General features: G+C 44.3%; 8 protein-coding genes and 1 pseudogene. 2 read left to right on the plus strand and 7 right to left on the minus strand.

Going from position 1 to position 15,027, the window contains the following annotated elements; genetic code table 11:
• The first annotated feature begins 1,165 nt into the window (after positions 1 to 1,165).
• Positions 1,166 to 4,222, plus strand: coding sequence for a PAS domain-containing hybrid sensor histidine kinase/response regulator (locus A8L45_RS20270; RefSeq protein ID WP_068905181.1), 3,057 nt, complete (start codon positions 1,166 to 1,168; stop codon positions 4,220 to 4,222).
• A gap of 58 nt (positions 4,223 to 4,280) precedes the next feature.
• Here the strand turns inward: A8L45_RS20270 and A8L45_RS20275 are convergent.
• From A8L45_RS20275 to A8L45_RS20285, 3 genes and pseudogenes are all read right to left on the minus strand, one after another.
• Positions 4,281 to 5,488, minus strand: a pseudogene (locus tag A8L45_RS20275) (NupC/NupG family nucleoside CNT transporter).
• A gap of 645 nt (positions 5,489 to 6,133) precedes the next feature.
• Complete coding sequence (locus A8L45_RS20280) at positions 6,134 to 6,628, minus strand: P-loop nucleotide/nucleoside kinase family protein (RefSeq protein ID WP_068905182.1); 495 nt, start codon at positions 6,626 to 6,628, stop codon at positions 6,134 to 6,136.
• A gap of 199 nt (positions 6,629 to 6,827) precedes the next feature.
• Entirely contained in the window at positions 6,828 to 7,256 is a 429-nt protein-coding gene (locus A8L45_RS20285) for a hypothetical protein (protein ID WP_068905183.1), read from the minus strand.
• 794 nt (positions 7,257 to 8,050) lie between these two features.
• On the opposite strand from A8L45_RS20285, the gene fusA reads away from it, so the two are divergent.
• Positions 8,051 to 10,138, plus strand: coding sequence for an elongation factor G (gene fusA, locus A8L45_RS20290; protein ID WP_068905184.1), 2,088 nt, complete (start codon positions 8,051 to 8,053; stop codon positions 10,136 to 10,138).
• Positions 10,139 to 10,417: 279 nt separating this feature from the next.
• On the opposite strand, the gene A8L45_RS20295 is transcribed toward fusA, so the two are convergent.
• From A8L45_RS20295 to A8L45_RS20310, 4 genes are all read right to left on the minus strand, one after another.
• Positions 10,418 to 10,894, minus strand: coding sequence for a Dps family protein (locus A8L45_RS20295; RefSeq protein ID WP_068905185.1), 477 nt, complete (start codon positions 10,892 to 10,894; stop codon positions 10,418 to 10,420).
• A gap of 490 nt (positions 10,895 to 11,384) precedes the next feature.
• Entirely contained in the window at positions 11,385 to 12,227 is an 843-nt protein-coding gene (locus A8L45_RS20300; protein WP_068905186.1) for an energy-coupling factor transporter transmembrane component T family protein, read from the minus strand.
• A complete protein-coding gene (locus A8L45_RS20305) occupies positions 12,224 to 13,918 on the minus strand; it encodes an ABC transporter ATP-binding protein (protein WP_068905187.1) in 1,695 nt (564 codons plus the stop codon). Before A8L45_RS20305 ends, A8L45_RS20300 begins: the two co-directional genes overlap by 4 nt.
• Positions 13,919 to 13,924: 6 nt before the next feature.
• The gene (locus A8L45_RS20310; RefSeq protein ID WP_068905188.1) at positions 13,925 to 14,476 is read right to left on the minus strand and encodes an ECF-type riboflavin transporter substrate-binding protein; all 552 of its coding nucleotides are present in this window, start codon (positions 14,474 to 14,476) and stop codon (positions 13,925 to 13,927) included.
• Positions 14,477 to 15,027 lie beyond the last annotated feature (551 nt).

Consider the following 15,027-nt stretch of genomic DNA (forward strand, 5'->3'; position numbering starts at 1 on the left):
CTAATAGCGATCTCATATTCATGTCCTTGAAACCCTCTTATTTATCAGATTATCTTTCTATTAATACATGACTAGTTATGTTTATTCTTACTCAGCCTTTGCGTAGCTAACAATCAGAACGATCCTTTTATTCCGTGTAGTGTCAATCGAAGACACACTCAGTGGACAGCTTATTTAAACAACTTTAAATCTCTCTATATATAATTAATCGATAGTGTGATTTTTGCTATATAAAAATAAATCACTCACACGTCATTAATATACCTTTTATTTATTATGAATATCGTTTTATAATCAGCCTTATATTTATGTTAACTTAAATAGTCAGTATAGTTAGCGATAACTTTTCTGAGTAATCTAGCATCGTAAAAATAATCAACATTAGTAGATATTTTTAATGTACACTTATTTTCTTTGTTGTATAGAAAGAACTATTAATCAGTCTTTATTTATTACAAAAAAATTAATTTATATACTATTTTTCTCTTTGATAATTAATTCTGTTTAATCAGAAGTGAGTGTATAAGTAAAAATAGTATCCAGAATAATAATTTATGTATTATTGTAATATTTATGACTTATTTATATACAGTAGATTATGATAGTTTATAAATAACCCCTTGCAAAAAAGAAAAATAATTTTAGCGAAAAATTAAATATTTATAGCTAATATATTAGACATTACCAATATATATTTTATCTTAGATGATAGTAATAATTTAAAAAAATCAGTTAGTTTAAGGCGAATATAAATAAATAGATATTAATAATCTTTACATTGTGAGGTGAGGGATTACTCGTACGATGTTTATTAGAAACCATAAAGGAGATTCATTACCAGAATAGGTGCTTCACCCACTTAGCTACCTCTTCATTTTGAGTGTCGTGCTTTTTACCCGTGTGTGATGGAGACCTACCTCGCACCCAGCCATCTGGATAATGCTGATTAAAAGTGAACATTATTCAGATATCTAACCTCTGAGTTTCATTCATAAGGCATAGCACCTTCGGGGAGTGCTATATGCTAAATAGCAGCATGTTGGACAATCTGCTGGTCACCTGTGACCTAATGGAACACAGACAAAGGAAAACGCGCGGGAATGCCAGTGTGTTCGCCTAATCCAGCCAGTCTCAAGCATCGATTTGTGAGGATAGGGAATTCCGCATGTATAAAAAAAATAGAATTGCTCTGACCATACTTCTAATCGTGATTGCTACCCAAGGCATCCTTGTCATTTACACTCTGGCGTCAATGATCAACAAGGCAAGCGAAAGAGATGAAGTTGCGGCTCGACATATTGGCGCAGCTTTAGCTATTTCAGTTGCTCCCCTTCTGCGACAAGCTGCAGATGCCTCAACGCTTGAACCAATGCTGGATATTGTTCGGTCAGAAAACCTCATTGGCTACGCCGCTATAATGCGAAATGGACGTGTTCTGGCATCAGGATCTCACAAGCTCAGTCATGCAGAGCGCCAGTTAATGACACTGGTAAAGCAAACAATAGGAAAAAAAGACAAGCCATTAGGTGAGATAGTCCTCGGGATAGTACATCCGGAGATTGATTTATTTAATCCCTACTTTATTGCTCTCTTTATTTCGTTGACTGGCCTCGCCTTTTTGCTTTTAAACTATCAGACTGCTGCGACGCCTATAGAAAAAGTTAAATCGTGCAAGCTTGCGGGCTTTGTGGTGAAAGAGGAGCCGAAAACATCTAAGCGAAAATATCCTTCTTTTTCGGAAGATGCTCCTGTGTCAAAAGCGATCTTTGCGAAGGAGCAAACCGCTCATAAGGGAAATAGGGATGACAAAGATAATGTCATCATAGCGGTTTCAGAGAGCCCGTCGGCAAGAAGTGTCACCAAAGACAGCAATACATCAGAGGTGCCTTTATCGGATAGCAGCAACCATTCTCTGGCTTTATCTCAGGCTATTTTCCAAAATATCGTAGATCCTATTATTGTTGTTGATGTTGCTTGTAACATTGTTGACTTCAACCCTGCCACTGAAGTCATGTTCGGCTCTGCAATCGATGAAATGTGTGGAAAACACCTTTCAAGCCTTATTCTTACTGAGGAAAACCCCGAAAATAGTCTTACCCATCGTGATTTGGTCAGAGCCAATAACAGTGGTGAATCAATTAGGCTGGTTGCCCAAAACAGCGCAGGAAAAATAGTCCCCATCGATGTAAGCATCAGTATTTTTGACCAAGGGCGACAACAACGATTTTTACTTCACATTCACAATCTGACTGAGTTGGACATGGTTCAGGCTGAACTCAGGTTGGCAGATCACGCCTTTCAATCAACCGATGCCATGTTTATCGCCGATGACAATGGTAAGATTTTGCGAGTAAATCGAACGTTCACCGACGTAACTGGCTACACCGCAGAAGAAGTGATGGGAAAACCCATGGCAATTCTCGCAGCGACTGACGGAGAGATTATTTTCTATCAGGCTATCCGTCGCGCACTGGCACGAGAGAACAAATGGCGTGGGGAAGTTTTGCACAAGCAAAAGAACGGTAACGTTATCCCCATTCTTGTTTTCGCCACTGCAATGCGGGAAAGAAACGGAACGCTCACACACTTTATTGCCCACTTCATCGACGTATCTGAACACAAAAAAAACGAGCAAATGCTGCGTGACGCTCAAAAATCGGCCGAGCAAGCAAACATATCAAAAGGACGTTTTCTTGCCGCAATGAGCCATGAGATACGAACGCCAATGAATGGCGTTTTAGGCGTTCTTGAGCTTATCAGTGAATCCACATTATCAGACAAACAGAGAAAGTTACTGCAAACAGCACAACACTCGGGCAACCTGCTTCTATCGATAATTAATGATATTCTTGATTTCTCTAGGCTCGAAGCCGGTAAACTTCGACTGGCAGCAAATCCAATGGATTTGAGTGAGCTGCTGCGACAAACTACGGAAATAATGCTTCCCAAGGCAAAATCTAAAGGTCTTGAAATGACGCTTGATATCTCGCCGGCAGTGCCTCGTTATGTCAGCGGTGATGCAGACAGAATCCGACAGATCCTCCTCAACCTGGTGGGTAATGCCGTCAAATATACCGAGCGAGGTGCTGTTAAAGTCTCTGTATTTAACGGCAACCACAGAGCAGATGTCTGTAACCTCATCTGTGTAATTTCAGACTCTGGCATTGGAATTTCGCCTGAGTCACTCCCTACCATTTTCGAAGAATTTTCTACCGCAGAAAATGCCCGACATTATAAAAACGACAGTACAGGTTTGGGGTTATTTATCTGTAAGCAGCTCATCACCCTTATGGGCGGTACTATCGACATTTCCAGTGCCCCCGGGATTGGCACAACAGTCAGATTTGAGGTCAGTCTGCCGACCTCAAGCCAGTTTAACGTGGCCAAAGAGCAGGTTCCCCGCCCACTTATTCACCAGACACTACATCAGAGAATTAATAAAGATCTCCGCTTACTGGTGGCTGAGGACAATGTAGCGAATCAACTAGTGATTAGCAGCATGCTTGAGCTGGATAATCTTAAGGCAGACATTGTGAATAATGGAGCAGAAGCAATCACTGCGGTGAAAAATGCCGACTATGATATCATACTGATGGATATCTCCATGCCGGGAGTAAATGGCATTGAAGCGACACAAAACATTAGGAAGATGGAATCGCCGAAATCTGATGTCGTGATTGTCGCTCTCACCTCTCATGCTCTCTCCAATGATCAGGAAAAATTCATCAGCTGTGGCATGAATGATTGTGTCACCAAACCGATAGACAGAACGACGTTACTCACTACCCTCGTTAAATGGCAAGATGTCTCCCGGGACGGTAGTTTACAGCCACAGGCAGACAATCAAGGATTTACCTATCAACGGCTTGATCAGGAAAGATTCAACGTCTTACTTGAAGATTTGGAGCCGAGTATGATCCCGGAATTAATTCATATCTACACCAGAGATACACGACATCGGGTGTATGAAATACACAAGGCTATCTCGGATAAAGACTTTGATAGGATAAAGTTTGAGGCGCATTCAATCATCAGCAGTGCTGAAGTACATGGAAATCTGCTACTTTCTGGACTTTGTAAGTCGCTTGAAGAGTTGTGCATTAAGAAAGAACATACAAAAGCACTGGATATCGCTGAAGATATTGTTCAAGAGGCTGAGATGTCATTACAAGCGCTTGAGCAGGTTGTTCGCAACCAATGGCAAGAAAAGCACAAAGCATAACCGCCTCTCAAACGAAAAGAGCCGCTCGATTGAGCGGCTCTTTTTTCTTTATCAACCATTAAAGCGAAACAAAGATGCCCGCCAAAGCTGCACTCATCAGGTTTGCCAGTGTCGCTGCAATTACTGCTCGTACACCCATTTTAGCCACATCCTGACGACGCTCAGTGCCATGGCACCGATGGAACCCAACTGGATAGCAATAGAACCTATGTTTGCAAACCCACACAGGGCAAAAGTGACGATCACCTGGCTGTTAGCTGACAGCGTTTCTTGAATCTTGGCAAAATCAAGGTACGCAACAAACTCATTCAAAATGATCTTCTGGCCGATAAGCGAGCCCACACTGAGTGCCTCGTTCATTGGTACACCGATAACGAATGCCAGTGGTGAGAACAGATAACCAAAAATTGTCTGCAGGGTCAGACCTTCAACGCCTATCAAGTTTCCTAGCCCCTCAAGGCCTGCATTTGCCATCGCAATAACACTGACGAAAGCAATCAGCATGGTACCTACCGCCACAGCAACTTTCACACCATTCATGGCTCCAGCCGCCAACGCATCGATAGCATTGCTCTCTTCACTTTTGCTCAATGCGATTTTTTCCTGGCTAACAGGCGTTTCGCGCTCAGGGATAAGGATCTTTGCCATCATAAGGCCACCCGGCGCAGCCATAAAGCTCGCTGCAATCAGGTATTTCAATTCTACACCCATAGCGGCATAACCGCCGAGTACACTGCCTGCAACTGATGCCATACCACCTACCATCACGGCGAATAACTCAGAGCGTGTCATGTCTTTCAGGAAAGGACGAACAACTAACGGGGATTCGCCTTGTGAGAGAAAAATATTGCTGGTCGCAACCATTGATTCTGCTCGGCTAGTGCCCAATAGCTTTTGAATACCTCCACCAATCAATTTGATGACCCATTGCATAATGCCGAGGTAGTAAAGAAGAGAGATGATGGCGGAGAGGAAGATAATCAGGGGGAGAACACGAATAGCAAAGATAAAATCACCGGTGGCGAGGCTGCCGAAGACAAACCCAATACCTTGGTCGGCGAAAGACAGCACCTTTGATACGCCATTACTCATTGCTCCAAGAACTGTCTGGCCTACCGAACTGTAAAGAACAAGAGCAGCTAGTCCAGCCTGAAGGGCAAAGGCGCCAAAAACTGTTCTCCAGTTAATCTTACTTCGGCTCTCTGATAATGCGACTGCGCATGCGAACAGGACCAGTATTCCGGCCATACTGAGTAAAATGTGCATTTGGTTACCTTGCTATTTTATCGGAAATTGAGGGTGCAACTACGCTTGCGGTAAGGTAACTAAACATGTGATACAGGATCTGAATCGATCATGCGAAAGAGAGGTTACCGTCCACGAAGCGGCGTTGTCACGCCAGTTTTGAGCTTACAATTGCTGAGCCCAGTTCCGTGGGGCAAAAGTCCGTGTAACAGCGAGATGAAAGCATGCAGAACGCGCATTTTCCTTACTCGGAAAAGCAGCCGCTCTGGCCGGGCCGAGAGTATATCCAGATCAATGTCACACTGGCAATAGCTAAAAGAGTCAAGTGATGGATAATTACTCAAAAGAAATATGAATGGTTAAACAAGAATCAAATGTTACCTCTCACTTCATGGCCTGTATTCACCTAGTTAGCCAATTAGCAAAGCGACAACAATTCTATTTGTGACAGGAGCTGTCGCGCCCGATCTAAGATTCGTTGAGATAAGCTTTAAGGCGGCTTTGGCGGGGTCACCAGTTGTCACAATACTCTGACGGCCCCAGTGATTCTAAATCGCGGGGAGTTTGTTATCGCTCAACAGGCCGCTGAGCAACGTTAAACGATGTTAGTGTCAGATAATCAAAAGCGAGCAAACGCCCGCTTTGAGTCGTTTATTCACGTGAAATTCACACTATTACTTTGCGCCCATTTGCCAATTCACTCGCATCGGGCACCTCAAATTTGGGTTCCATAAAGTTGAACATCATGTCCGTCACGTCGAAAGAATATACCTTAGGATCTTTTTCTACATTTCGATTCGCGACTCTCTGTCTGCGAGTTTCTGTCGGCACATCAAGATAGTGAATTTCAGCTTCGATATTCAAGGCTCGCGACTTGTTCACAAAAACGTCGCGCTGAACCCGGGTTGTAAAACCCAAATCAAGCACAACACTGCCATCCAACGACAAAATTTGCTCACAAACTTCCCAGATTTGCTCGTGACAACGATTCACACGTTCCATAATCCATGAGAAATCAAGTGAGTCCATATCTTTGGCAAAGAGTGCCTGCATCCATGGATCTATTGAGAACTTTACGGCTTTAATTTCCGCACACAAAGACATTGAGTATGTCGTTTTACCAGCCCCCACAGGGCCACAAACCAGAATCAACCTAGCCATTCTTTATTCCTTTTCAGACACTCCATGAGTGTTATTGCAACCAGACAACCTGAATTCGAATATCTTCAGATCATTTGGGAATGTACACGTTGAGGAAAAGTTGCGGGCCGCCAGATCTTCGCAGGCTCACTTATAAAAAAGGAGTCAAGTCAGTTGCCGACGACACCCTGAATTCATCCTCAATCGCAATGAAAGCTAGTTAGCTTTTCCAATTCTGTGGTATCACTGCCGCTTGACTGCCTAACTTCACGACTTTTCCACCATGGTTATCTTTATAGGCAGTTGCTTCAGTCGCATTGGGAAACCAGAGAACGGGGTAACCAGCGTCACGTAATTCAATGCTGTTAGGCAGAATAGAGCCTTCAGGAGCGGTAACGACTTGTTGTTTAAAGTCGGCCCAACTACGAGCGCCATTCTCAGCCGCTAGCATTTGCAATAAATGCTTACGCTGAATAATTGAAGTGTTGTTCTTGAGTTCAATTAACGAGAGGTTGGTCAATACCTTCGTATTGAGGAGGCGTCTGAGCACTGGTAAAGAGCGAGACAGCGACGTTGATTTAGCGCGTTTTTGCAAGACTTTCGCTTCGCGCAGCCAAAGTTGAAGATCTGGATTGTTTTGATGGCACATATCGTCCTCCTATTGATCAACCTACTCGCTGTCGGTTACGGGATGATATGCAAGTGATATGCTTGCTGTAGATTTTAGTGCGTTGGTACTATCGTTTTTGCGAGATAGGCATCCAACCTGCCTGCCCAAAGGCTACTACGCTTTGTCTTGTTGATCAATATAGCTCTGTGATGAGACTGTTATGCCTACCTAAATGATGTCACTGAGGGCTTTTAGGCACTTGAGATAGTGTGTGTTCCCAAATTACCTGACGGTGCGTGATTCAAAGAATGAGGCTGAGATTATTTTTTTATCACCGAAGAAGGCGCCTTGAGTGATCGCCGACTTCTATTGTGTTTGTGTATTTTTCATTAAATAGCTCATGCGTAACATCTCACGAGTGCCAGATTAATTGCGTGGATACCAAAACACACAAAGGACTGAAGAACCATAGCCCCGCTATAATTTTCGCATTCATCTGAAGAATTTATTAAACATTTGTTCATTATCGTTAAGTCGACAAATCAATCACTGTCGTTTCATTGCGGTGGAACAACACTTCTAGCAAACTCGCAATGTTTGAGGTAATTACGGCAGTTTTTCATACATTCGTTATAAGACAGACAGTATTAAAATCTGATGAAACTTGAGTAGGCGGCTAGATAGTGCGCGATTAAAGCGCTGGTTTGCTGAAATATCCTCCCGGATAGCAAAAAATCTCTCAATTGGTGCTTTTACATCTGTTCCTTTAGCTAAGATCGCCTGCTATACTCCCCAGCCTGATTCGTCACACCTATTGTTTATAGAGAAAAACAATGACCGATTTAAATAAATACAGAAACATTGGTATTTTCGCGCACGTTGATGCGGGTAAAACTACCTCTACAGAACGTATCCTTAAACTGACCGGTAAGATCCACCGTACCGGCGAGGTGCACGATGGTGCAGCAACTACTGACTTCATGGAGCAGGAAGCTGAGCGTGGTATTACCATCCAGTCAGCAGCGACTACCTGTTTCTGGAACGACCATCGTCTGAACATCATCGATACTCCAGGACACGTTGACTTCACTGTTGAAGTTTACCGTTCACTGAAAGTTCTTGACGGTGGTGTTGGTGTATTCTGTGGTTCTGGCGGTGTTGAGCCTCAGTCAGAGACTAACTGGCGCTATGCTGACGAATCACGCGTATCACGTCTGATCTTCGTAAACAAGCTGGACCGTATGGGTGCAGACTTCTACCGTGTTGTTGACCAAGTTAAAAACGTACTGGGCGCGACTCCACTGGTTATGACTCTGCCAATCGGCATCGAAGATGACTTCAAGGGCGTTGTAGACGTACTTGAGCAAAAAGCATGGATTTGGGACGAATCTGGTCAGCCAGAAAACTACGAAATCGTAGACATCCCAGAAGACATGGTTGAGAAAGCAGCTGAATACCGTGAAATGCTGATCGAAACTGCTGTTGAGCAAGACGACGACCTGATGATGGCTTACATGGAAGGCGAAGAGCCGACTATGGAGCAAATCAAAGCGTGTATCCGTAAAGGTACTCGTGAGCTGGCGTTCTTCCCAACGTTCTGTGGTTCAGCGTTCAAAAACAAAGGTATGCAGCCTATGCTGAACGCCGTTGTTGATTACCTGCCATCACCAACTGAAGTTGATGCTCAGCCACTGACTGACAAAGAAACTGGTGAGCCAACTGGCGAAGTTGCAACTGTTGACCCGAAAGAGCCACTGCGTGCTCTGGCATTCAAAATCATGGATGACCGTTTCGGTGCCCTGACCTTCATCCGCATTTACTCTGGCGTGCTGAACAAAGGCGACACTGTCCTGAACTCAGCAACGGGTAAAACTGAGCGTATCGGCCGTATGGTTGAGATGCATGCTGATGAGCGTAACGAAATCTCTACCGCTCAAGCTGGTGACATCATCGCTGTTGTTGGTATGAAGAACGTTCAGACTGGTCATACTCTGTGTGATCCTAAGCACGAATGTACTCTTGAACCAATGATCTTCCCAGAACCAGTAATCTCAATCGCTGTTGCCCCTAAAGACAAAGGCGGTTCTGAGAAAATGGGTATCGCGATCGGTAAAATGGTTGCTGAAGATCCATCATTCCAGGTTGAGACTGACGAAGATTCAGGCGAAACCATCCTGAAAGGTATGGGTGAACTTCACCTGGACATCAAAGTTGACATCCTTAAGCGTACTTACGGTGTTGACCTGATTGTTGGTAAGCCTCAGGTAGCATACCGTGAGACAATTACTCAGGCAGTTGAAGACAGCTACACGCACAAGAAGCAGTCTGGTGGTTCTGGTCAGTACGGTAAGATCGATTACCGCATCAAGCCAGGTGAGCCAAACTCTGGTTTCACTTTCTCTTCTTCTGTTGTTGGTGGTAACGTTCCTAAGGAATTCTGGCCAGCAATCGAGAAAGGCTTTGCAGGCATGATGGAGCAAGGTGTACTGGCAGGCTTCCCAACGCTGGACGTTGAAGTTGAACTGTTCGACGGTGCTTTCCACGCAGTTGACTCATCAGCAATCGCGTTCGAAATCGCATCTAAAGGTGCATTCCGTCAATCAATGCCTAAAGCAGGTCCACAGCTTCTTGAGCCTGTGATGAAAGTTGACGTGTTCACTCCAGAAGACCATGTTGGTGATGTTATCGGTGACCTGAACCGTCGTCGTGGTATGATCAAAGACCAACAAGCTGGTACTACTGGCGTTCGCATCAAGGGTGATGTACCGCTTTCAGAAATGTTCGGTTACATCGGCCACCTGCGTACAATGACTTCAGGCCGTGGTCAGTTCTCTATGGAGTTCTCACACTACGCAGCTTGCCCAACTAACGTTGCGGAAGAAGTTATTGCTAAGCAAAAAGAACTGAAAAACCAGAAGTAATTCTGACTAATACGTTCTGATGAAACCCCGGCTTATGCTGGGGGTTTTTTATATCTTTTGTCTAATAACAAAAGATATATCCCGCTGATGTTATCGCTGCCTGATTCCCTTTCGTTATGCGCTCTTTATGGGTTTATATCAACGGTTGGCAGAGCCAAAGGTGTGGTTTCAAGCCTTTATTCAATCCATTACCTTTGTTCAAAAAAAAACCGGAGCGATTGCTCCGGTTTTTGTTTCTTATTGTTATCGACATCTACTCACTGCTTAAAAAAGTGCGTCTTACTGAAGGTAAGCGTTCAACATCCAAATTAATTTTTCTTGTTCGCGAATATAATCGCTCATCTGAGCTGCCGTACCTTCATCCTCTGCATCTCCAGCAGAATTTAGAATGACGCGCTCTTTCGCTATCAAAACACTAAAACCATGTACCAAGCCTTCAACAGACTCACGACCTGAGAACACATTCTGATGTTCCTCTATACTGCTCTGGCCAAGATAATTGCTGTAGCTGTGTGTTGGCGTATGACCAAGCGTAAGGATCCGCTCAGCAATTTCATCAACTTTGATGAGCAAATCATTGTAAAGCTCTTCAAACTTAACATGCAGCTCAAAAAATTGGGGTCCTTTAATATTCCAGTGGTAACCGCGGGTGTTCATATATAACACCTGAAAATGAGCTAACAAATCGTTCAGCTGATTAGCAAGTTCCTGTGTTTTTTCACTATCAAGGCCAATAAGGTTGGTTTGTGTGCCCATACTCTTTCTCCCAAAATCGAGTTCCTGCAAATGTGCGGTGATGTATCTTGTTTCTATGTCTTCATAGTAGCAACAGAGGGCACCGCACCATAATTGTTTAACCCTATGGCTTCGATTGTTTTTAACGATTGACTCTCTTCGATACAAAATACAGGAAACAAGACGCACACAAATTTTCATATGTACTCGTTACAACAGGTAATGAAAGGAGAGGGAGAGAAAACATTCCCCTTCTCGCCCCGGCACTTTTCCCGGTTTTTTTAGGACAGTCGTTTAGGGCCAAACTCATCGCCATTAGGGTCCGACGGAGGAAAGTCAAGGCGGACGGCTAGCCAAGTCGTGAATTGGTGTGTTACCAAGTTAAAGAAAGTATCTGTAGAGTTATAGGAGAGAGAAGAAGGTTTCTATCGAACAATGGACAAAGCCAGAGTATTGTTTATGCAGCGTTTGGGCATTAATAAATAACGCCCAAAACCGTAACAGAGAGGTCTTACGAATATGGGTACCAAAACGCTTGCTGTTCGACAAGGTGTTTTATCAGAGCGAACACAGTCACCAAGGTGATACCTATCAACCAGCATATATCTGTCGCCGTCATCTTTTTCTGACTATACCAGCTGCGAGATATATGACGACCGAAGCCCCTCAACGTCATAGCATTGGAGATTTCATCAGCGCGATCCAGACTGCTGAAAATAAGAGGCCCAAGTACTCTTGAAACGTTTTTAATTCGTTTTAGCAGAGAAGCCTTACCAGATAACTCCACTCCCCTCGCCTGCTGTGCATGGAGAATGTGCACGAAGTCTTTCTGCACTTCTGGCAGATATCGAATAGTCAGGCTGACCGCATAGGCCACTTTGTATGGCACACCAATACGGTTCAAGCTTGCAGCAAACTCTGTTGGATGAGTAGAAAAAACAAACACCAGTGCGATTGGAAACATACTGAAGTACTTCAGTGTGATTGTCAGAAGGTAGAAAACAGTTTCTGAGGTCAGGGAGTAACCAAACGGTAAAGACATCAACAGGGTATTACTGCCAATAATTTCTGTTCCTTGCTGAGGTGCAAGCAGAAACATAAACAAAGCATTCAACATGAGCACGGTTGCCGTGCCCATCAGCAAAGAACGGTACGCAGCAAACGGTACACGAGTCAAACGCAGCAGACCAACTCCTACCAGGATCAGTGCACTGATCAGTCTCAAGTCAAACGTCGTCAGCACCACCGTCACCCATGCCATAAACAACACAAACTTGGTGATACCATTAAGAGAATGTAACGGAGAACGGGTATCGATGTAACTGATACCAAGCTTCATCTTAGATGCTTTCATGCTGGTTGGCTCTCGCTGTCAATAAAGTGCTGCATGAGTCCTTTCGTATCCTCGATCTCCATTTTTATTGCTAAATCATACAAACTGGTTGTGCTCAGATTTGCCCGACTTAACAGAGAAGGCTGGCTAAACACCTCTGTCATTGGCGCGTCTGCGATCAATTTACTGTCGGCAATCACGATGGAGCGACTTGTGTATTCAAGTACCAAGTGCATGTCGTGAGAAATGATCATGACGGTTATCCCACGCTCTTCATTTAGTTTTCGGATAAAAGAAAGCATGGCGGTGTAGTTTTGGTAGTCCTGTCCCGCTGTTGGCTCATCTAACACCAGAAGTTCAGGTTCAAGAACCAAAATAGCGGCAATAGTGACGCGTTTTTTCTGTCCATAGCTTAATGCATCAACCGGCCAGTGCCTGAATTTACTGAGGCCACAGAACGCCAGAACCTGATTGACCTTTTCTTTTATATACGCTTCATCAAGACCTTGGTTGCGGAGTCCGAATGCCACTTCGTCAAAAATCATATGATGCGAGATCATGTGGTTCGGGTTTTGAAGCACCACCCCTACTTTTTGACTGCGCTCAAAAATTGACAGTTCGGCCAGATCCTGATCATTGAGATGCACCGAACCAGAGTCTGGCTCAAGCACCCCCATAATGATTCGAGTGATGGTTGATTTCCCTGAACCATTTTTGCCAAGAACAGAAACAAATTCGCCTTTTTTTACCGAAAACGAAATATCCTCAAGCGCATTTTTTTCGCCATCAAAGGAGTAAGTCACGCCTTTAACATCCAACAAGACGTCAGATAATTCACCAGTGTGTGTTGGCTGTGCTGAATCGAACCACTGTAATAATGCGGGACGAAAAGGTTCCAGTTTCATCTGCTGCAACGAGGAAGGTTTATCATCCTGAGAGACGGAGGTTCCCGAGGCTTTAATAGCTGACAGATAAAGCGGCTCACGAATGCCATAACGACGCAAAAGATCTGAGGCAAGTAATGCATCTGGTGTGGTGTCTGCGATAATTTCGCCTTTGTCCATCAGAATCACTCTATCGATATGACGATGCAAAACATCCTCGAGACGATGCTCGATGATCACTACTGTTTTTTTGGTCTTTCTGTGCAGATCATCGATGATTTCTATGGTGCGCTTGCCTGTTGTTGGGTCCAGCGCTGCCAGAGGTTCATCAAAGAGTAAAATATCGACGTCATCAACCATGATCCCCGCCAAAGATACCCGCTGCTTCTGACCACCCGATAAGTCGTGGGGAGATCGGTCTAACATGTCATCCAGATCAACCATTTTGGCTGTTGCTCTCACCAGGGGATACATATCTACACCGGACATCATCTGGTTCTCCAGTGCAAAGGCAATATCTTCGCCAATACTCAGGCCAACAAACTGACTGTCAGTATCCTGAAGCACGGTACCCACCATAGCGGTGATATCGTCCATATGCATATCGCAAGCGTGTCGACCATTGATCACCAACTCTCCGCTGACGTCACCTTTAACAGCATGAGGTATCAAGCCATTAAGACATTGTCCCAGCGTTGATTTTCCGCTGCCACTGGGCCCGATAATCAATACCTTTTCGCCTTTACCAATTTTCAGGTTGATGTGCTTTAAGGTCGGATTTACCTGCGCATCATAACGGAATGAAAAATCGTTAAATTCAATAGTCATTGCCAGTTATGCCTCTGTCAGATTACGGCTTTGTTTGTTTCGTTTAGCAACTGAGTCCAGAATAAGTCGCCCCACAATCGCCACAAGTAATGCATTGCCAATGGCGAGGATCACGAGGGAGGTAAGTACTTTAGCAAAGGGCTCCGCGTAGAGAATGGTATCCAGAAACGCCGAAGTGCCATAACCAATCAAGTTGCCAAGCATGACAAGAACGACGAAGACAAAGAAATCCCATCGGCCAAATTCACCCTGCTTTTCCAGACGGTAACGGGTCAATAGTGGAAAATATCCCATGATCAGGCCGAAGATTCCGGACCCCAGCACCCAGGTCAGCCATACTCCCCAGCCAGCAAACAGATCAGTGACCCAGTGCCCGATAAAACCGACCAGAAAGCCAACACCCGGGCCAAATAATACAGAGAAGAGTGCAAGCACAGCCATCGCTGGTTTGAGCGTAGTATTGGCAAATACAGGTACACAGAACATAGGTAAGCCACCAATACCATAGAGTGCGGCACCAATAGCAATAACAACAACAGTTTTAGCCGAAAGGTTCATAAATGCGTGGCGTTTCCAGTGGCGGTAAGTCGAATTCTGATTCTCATCACTCAAACACTAAGGAATCAATCGCGCATTAGTGTTAAGTGGATCGCAGTTTTAGGGCGGCGAGTATACTTCAATCTCATCGAAAATGGAAAGCTAACAGTCTAGACGTCTGGACTTTTCTCTATACACCCTCCTCCATTGTTGTTGGAGCCCGTCAATTCCGTCAGTTTCATTACATAGCCACTCTTCTCAGAGAGTTAATAAATATCTGAAAATATTATAAATGTAAGAAATGTTTATAAACCATGAGGAAATAAAATTCACAAATAAAACACCGTTTCATAAAGTCTCCTTCCTCATTCAATCAGTAAAAGAAACAGATAAATGAAGAAAAAACTCATACCCTGCCTGATTGCGGTCTCATTGCTGTCAGCATGTGGCGGCGAGAGCGGTTCTGCGGTGGTCGCAACGGGTACTGGCACTGGCACTGGCACTGGCACTGGCACTGGCACTGGCACTGGCACTGGCACAACATCTAAAACCGATCCTCTTTATCCATACCA

Origin of the sequence: Veronia pacifica, assembly GCF_001707825.1 — a bacterium.
GTDB lineage: Bacteria > Pseudomonadota > Gammaproteobacteria > Enterobacterales > Vibrionaceae > Veronia > Veronia pacifica.

Excerpts from the sequence above, each read along its gene's own strand:
- A8L45_RS20270 (WP_068905181.1), top strand. The coding sequence starts at position 1,166 with ATGTATAAAAAAAATAGAATTGCTCTGACCATACTTCTAATCGTGATT.
- A8L45_RS20280 (WP_068905182.1), bottom strand. The coding sequence starts at position 6,628 with ATGGCTAGGTTGATTCTGGTTTGTGGCCCTGTGGGGGCTGGTAAAACG.
- A8L45_RS20285 (WP_068905183.1), bottom strand. The coding sequence starts at position 7,256 with ATGTGCCATCAAAACAATCCAGATCTTCAACTTTGGCTGCGCGAAGCG.
- fusA (WP_068905184.1), top strand. The coding sequence starts at position 8,051 with ATGACCGATTTAAATAAATACAGAAACATTGGTATTTTCGCGCACGTT.
- A8L45_RS20295 (WP_068905185.1), bottom strand. The coding sequence starts at position 10,894 with ATGGGCACACAAACCAACCTTATTGGCCTTGATAGTGAAAAAACACAG.
- A8L45_RS20300 (WP_068905186.1), bottom strand. The coding sequence starts at position 12,227 with ATGAAAGCATCTAAGATGAAGCTTGGTATCAGTTACATCGATACCCGT.
- A8L45_RS20305 (WP_068905187.1), bottom strand. The coding sequence starts at position 13,918 with ATGACTATTGAATTTAACGATTTTTCATTCCGTTATGATGCGCAGGTA.
- A8L45_RS20310 (WP_068905188.1), bottom strand. The coding sequence starts at position 14,476 with ATGAACCTTTCGGCTAAAACTGTTGTTGTTATTGCTATTGGTGCCGCA.